Raw genomic sequence first — 5,344 nt, forward strand, 5'->3', positions numbered from 1 at the left:
GTTTTTTACCGGCTTTTATCTTTTTTGTCCATTTTTCTATTCTGTTTTTTTACTTGACATAATAATCTAACATTGTCAAACTACTCACCATCAAGCTCAATGGTCCTGTTATCAGCGACGAAGGATGAAGGACGAACGACGAAGTTTGGTCGTTGGTCGTTCGTCGTTGGTCAAAAATGTGACCTGGCTTGAATAGTACACTGTCAGACAAATTTTGACGGGTAGGGGCACGGTCTTGCGCCTGGCCCATATGGGGCGACCGCAAGAGTGCGCCCCTACCCCAATCTATCAGAATTAACTTGACGGTGTAATAGTAACAGAAAAAGGTTGGCCGTGATTTTAAGCCATTTGTGGCCTGGTGTCAATTACTTTCAGGATCAGGCGGGCCTCCCCCAGGGCCTGTTTTGGTAGTTTATTGTCATAACAACGTTAAAACCATTAAAAATCTGGCGATTTTAAGAAAATACCCAACTCTCTGGCCAATAAATATGTTATACTGGAATAACGATACCCAGTTTGGGTAAAGGTCCGATGGCGCAAGGGGTAAGCAGACTTTCCTCACTTCTGGCATCTACTGGTTAGCGTACCTATAATCTCTCTCATCTCACCACAGATCATTTGCCACCTCTAACTCCCCAAAATGTTGGCCCCTTTCTAATTGTAAATCTGAATAGGACTTACGCAAATCGTTGATGCGTTCCAGAGGTGACAGTCACTTGCGAAGTGACTGTCACCTCTGGAATGTGCGTAAGTCCTATCTGAAATTGTAAAGCGGGATAGGCCCTGGTGGGGCCAGGAGGTGGTGGCATGCAAGATTAAGTTTCACGGCTTGATGCACAAACTGTAAACCTTATTTTTGTTAAGAAATTTTAGTAACAAGTAGAGAGGAGGCAAATTAATTGCCATGCAAACAGGTTTTATAGTGAAACGTTCAAAATGGTTACACATTTTTGTAGTGGTGAGTGTAGTTTTGGTGCTGGCGATAGGCTTAGGGGGAGACTTGCCGCCGGCCAAGGCCGGCCCGGCTCCCGCCCCCCTACTTTTGAGCAGTGGAGGAGTTTTATCCATAGCCGGTACCGGCTTTGTGCCCATCCATTCAGGCATAGACTACGATTATGAGACTTGGGGCGGAGTGAGCCTGGCCGCAGGTTCTGGATCCCCCCATGCTATGTTCGCTTCAGTTGAACTACCCAGTGGCGCGACGGTCACCTCCCTGACCTTCTTTTGGGAAGATAGTGACGCCGCCAATAACATGACTCTTTACCTGAGACGCTACCTAAGGGATGGAACATTCGAGAATATGGCCTGGGCTAGTAGTTCTGGTAGCGGCGGTATGGGCAACACCAGCGATACTACCATCAGCAATCCGGTGATAGACAATTTCACTTATGCCTATGCACTTCAAATCATTTGGGATGATCCAGCCGGGGGTAACCTGGCCGCCTATGGGGCCAGGGTGGCCTACTCCCCGGTCACAGCCACGTCTCTGACCCACTCGACCCTTTCCGCTGAAGGTGAGGTCCAGGCGTCGGCGGAGTATTCCGCTGAAGATGGGATCCAACCGTCGGCGGAGCACCCCGTTTCGTCCAATAACCCGGAGACGGCGGGGGTAGTTTTAGAGTCTTCTGCCGAAAGTATCCAGTTTCCGGAAGAAGGCCCGGTGTTGCATACCGGTGGAGAAATCACCGAGTTGGCCTCCTCCCCGCCCAGCCAGGCGGGCGAGGATAAAGAAGGGCTGGAGGCCGGCGGGTTTGTATCCGCCACTTCAGGCTCATCCGATCTTGGCTCCCTTTGGGGAGAAAGTTGGCAATACTACTCTGTGGCCGGAGATAACTTCCATCCCCTTTACGCAGACACAACCCATTATTGGACTGGCGGTGGAGGACGATACGTGACTGCTGCTGGTACATTACCTAGTCTGGTTGTGTTACTCGATCTACCCTCCGGCGCAACACTTCAGGAGGCAAGAGTCAGGTATTATGATCATCATGCCACTGAAAACCCCACCTGGTATCTTTACCGGGTAGACCGGCAGGGCGCCGGTTCCATTATCTGGCAGGCGACCCCGGCGGGGGATAGTACCAATTACGTTTTCCAGACCAGCCCCAACCTGGGAGAAGTAGTTGATAACCAGAGTTACGCCTATTATTTTGTGGCGAGGTTGAGCGCAACGGCCGGGAGTAACTTGCGGGTGCAAGAGATTGCCCTGGGCTACTCTGCCGGCGGCGTCTATTTGCCGCTTATCCTTAAGGTTCACTAACCGTTGGGTTACGCCTTCTCCCTGACTGGCGATTGGTTCAGGGTTTTGAGGGGGCGTTTTCGTAAAAAAATAGGAGGCTTTTTCTAATGAATAAATACTACATTCTCTTTCTTAGCCTGGCGATTGTGGCGCTGACAGGGCTGGCCGCAGTTCTGGCTCAGCCGGTTGTCCCGGCCGAAGCTGGTTCCAGGGCCATTCCCCCGTACCAGGCCGGGGACGACGTTGGCATTCAGGGCACCATGGATTACCTGGGCATTGCTGGTCGCGTTTTTGTGCCCGAAAGTAGCACCACTGTCTTTGCCGGGCAAAATGGCGGAGGGACGGCGGTTACTGGAGGCCCCCAATTCATGCATGCTCCGGTCATTCTGCCTCAAGGCGCTCGCATACACGGCATCCGGTTTTACTATTATGATAACCACGCCACCGGCGTTATAACCGCCAGACTGTATCGTAATAACGGCGACAACACCCGTACCGAACTGGTCCAGGTAGACTCGCCGGCCGGTGCGGTGGCGGGTACCCATTACACGAGTGAGTATGTGGATGCTGCTACACCGGAGCCGGTTGATAACTCCCAGTACAACTACGAGATTGAAGTCTACTGGAATACCGCCACCACCGAGTTGCACCTGATGGGTATCAGAGTCTACTTTGAGCATCCCGATTAAAAGCGGTGTTTTTTAGCCGGTTCATTGAGCGTCCAATAACAAAGAACCCCGGCTTTTCTAAAAAGCCGGGGTTCTGCATTTTGCCATCACGCCCTAATAACGTGTTTCTTAAATACACCGGCATGTCATTTCGAGAAGCGTAGCGACGAGAAATCTCCTCCAGGGGGGTATTATAAAGAGATTTCTCGGCCTAACGGCCTCGAAATGACATTTAAGAAACATGCCCTAATGCAAAATCTGGCTCAGAAAACGTTTGGTGCGTTCGTGCTGGGGGTTGTTAAAAAATTGGTCGGGCGTGTTCTGCTCCACAATCTGGCCGCCGTCCATAAAAATAATGCGGTCGGCGGCGTTGCGGGCAAAGCCCATTTCGTGCGAAACCACCACCATGGTCATCCCCTCTTTGGCCAGGGCTAACATCACGTCCAGCACTTCTTTGATCATTTCCGGGTCCAGGGCGCTGGTGGGTTCGTCGAAGAGCATTATTTTGGGGTTCATGGCCAGGGCGCGGGCAATGGCCACCCGCTGCTGCTGGCCGCCGGAAAGCTGGCCGGGATAAACGTCGGCTTTTTCGGGGATGCCCACCCGCTCGAGTTGCTGCCGCCCTATTTTAATGGCTTCGGCGCGGGAGCGTTTGCGCACCACCCGCTGGGCCATGGTCACATTTTCCAGGGCGGTGAGGTGCGGAAAGAGGTTAAATTGCTGAAACACTATGCCCACTTCCCGGCGCACGGCGTTGATGTCTTTGGTTTTTTTGCTCAAATGGATGCCGTCAACCCACACGTCGCCGGCGGTGGGCATTTCCAGGTAATTGATACAACGCAGCAGGGTAGACTTGCCGGAGCCGCTAGGCCCGATGATGACCACCACTTCCCCCACCTGGATTTCCAGGCTGACATTATTAACGGCTTCCACATGCCCAAAGTGCTTATCAAGATTTTTAATCAGAATCATCGCGTCTTGATTACTCATCGGTTTTTAACCTCACTTCCATCGCCTTAACGGCCAGCGATAACAAAATGGTCATTGACAGGTATAAATAGGCAACCATGTTGTATGTTTTCAGGTATTGGAAAGAACTGGCGGAATAAAGCCTGCCCAACTGGGTGATGTCCTGGACGCCCAGGGCCGAAACCAGGGATGATTCCTTGAGCATGGCAATAAAATCGTTGCCTAAAGGGGGCAAAACGCGCCGCACCGCCTGGGGCAAAATGATGTAACGCATGGACTGAAAGTAGTTCATGCCCAAAGAGCGGGCGGCTTCCATCTGGCCCCGGCCAATGGACTCAATGCCGGCCCGGAAAATTTCGGCGGAAAAGGCCCCGTAACTAAAAGCCAGGGCCATAATAGCCCTGGCTTCAAAACCAACCTCCAACCCGGCCCGGCGGTCCCCCAATTTGGCCAGAATATTGTCTGCGGCCAGGATATTGCTTTCGGCCAGAAACGCGCCTACAGTATTGATCAGGGTAATAATGGCGGGGATAAACACAAAGGCCACATACAAAATGGTGACCAAAATAGGCAAACCGCGCATCACTTGCACGTATAAGGTGGCCGCATTATAAATGATTGGGTTTTTTGAAACCCGGCCCAGGCCGGCCAATAACCCAAGCGTAATGGCAATGGCATAAGCAATTAAGGTGACGCGCAGGGTCACCAGCAGGCCGGTCTTGAGGAAATCAAAAATGGCGCGATAGGTTTGGTCGTGAGAAGCATAAAAAGCAAAAAGTATGCCTCCCAGAAAAATAACCAATAGCCACCAGGGCAGGTCGGCCAGGGTATCAATGAGGCGTCCCTGTACGGCCGGAGGGCGAGGTTTGGTTGTTTGGTTCATGGGGTTTTCCATTCTTTAGCTGGCGTTGTGTTGATTGGCTAAACGATGCGCAGGGGTATCCCCCCTGCGCATCGTTCAATATTATCATTTTTTTCTTGTGCCCAAACTGGGTTTAGGCCTAAACAAGTTTGGGAACAGAAAAGTACTTACTGTACGCCTGTTTCAAATACCTGACCTGCTGTAACTGTTATTTCAAAAGCTGTGTTACCATTCGCATCCGTAATGTAAAATCCTCCACCGGGTGAGTGGCCTTTCCAGGTGTATGTTCCGGGGTCAAGGACAAGCTGACCAACTTGGCCTGCAGGAACTTGTAACAATTGAGGACCAACATCAACGTTAAAATCTTCACTGCTGTTGTTATAGAAAACAAAGAGCGCCTTACCTTCCGGCGCAGTGAATCCGGTGTCTGCGGCTGGCTCCGGGGTGGCCGTTGGTTCTGGAGCCGGGGTAGCGGTAGGCGGCGCCGGAGTTGGTTCTTCGGTGGCTTCAGCTTCTACCTCTTCTTCAGCGTAAGCGCCTGCGCCGACGTCATCGTAGGTGAGGGTGAACTGGTCGGAGAAGTATTTGTCGGCCAGTTGGTCCAAA

General features: G+C 51.8%; 5 protein-coding genes. 2 read left to right on the plus strand and 3 right to left on the minus strand.

Features of this window, described 5'->3' with window-relative positions; all coding sequences use genetic code 11:
• Positions 1-922 precede the first annotated feature (922 nt).
• Together JW953_11330 and JW953_11335 are read left to right on the plus strand one after the other, a co-directional pair.
• Positions 923-2,260, plus strand: a complete 1,338-nt coding sequence (locus tag JW953_11330) for a hypothetical protein (GenBank protein MBN1993282.1) — start codon at positions 923-925, stop codon at positions 2,258-2,260.
• Between the two features lie 86 nt (positions 2,261-2,346).
• On the plus strand, positions 2,347-2,928 hold the full coding sequence (locus tag JW953_11335; GenBank protein MBN1993283.1) for a hypothetical protein: 582 nt from the start codon (positions 2,347-2,349) through the stop codon (positions 2,926-2,928).
• 225 nt (positions 2,929-3,153) lie between these two features.
• Here the strand turns inward: JW953_11335 and JW953_11340 are convergent, their stop codons facing one another.
• From JW953_11340 to JW953_11350, 3 genes are all read right to left on the minus strand, one after another.
• The gene (locus JW953_11340) at positions 3,154-3,879 is read right to left on the minus strand and encodes an amino acid ABC transporter ATP-binding protein (protein ID MBN1993284.1); all 726 of its coding nucleotides are present in this window, start codon (positions 3,877-3,879) and stop codon (positions 3,154-3,156) included.
• A gap of 10 nt (positions 3,880-3,889) precedes the next feature.
• Positions 3,890-4,759 carry an amino acid ABC transporter permease gene (locus tag JW953_11345; GenBank protein ID MBN1993285.1) on the minus strand — a complete coding sequence of 290 codons (870 nt, stop codon included), beginning with the start codon at positions 4,757-4,759 and terminating at the stop codon, positions 3,890-3,892.
• 146 nt (positions 4,760-4,905) lie between these two features.
• Positions 4,906-5,344 (minus strand): hypothetical protein (locus JW953_11350; GenBank protein MBN1993286.1); only part of this gene is annotated, 439 nt, incomplete at its 5' end.

The organism is Anaerolineae bacterium, from assembly GCA_016931895.1.
Classification (GTDB): domain Bacteria; phylum Chloroflexota; class Anaerolineae; order 4572-78; family J111; genus JAFGNV01.

Excerpts from the sequence above, each read along its gene's own strand:
- JW953_11335 (MBN1993283.1), top strand. The coding sequence starts at position 2,347 with ATGAATAAATACTACATTCTCTTTCTTAGCCTGGCGATTGTGGCGCTG.
- JW953_11340 (MBN1993284.1), bottom strand. The coding sequence starts at position 3,879 with ATGATTCTGATTAAAAATCTTGATAAGCACTTTGGGCATGTGGAAGCC.
- JW953_11345 (MBN1993285.1), bottom strand. The coding sequence starts at position 4,759 with ATGAACCAAACAACCAAACCTCGCCCTCCGGCCGTACAGGGACGCCTC.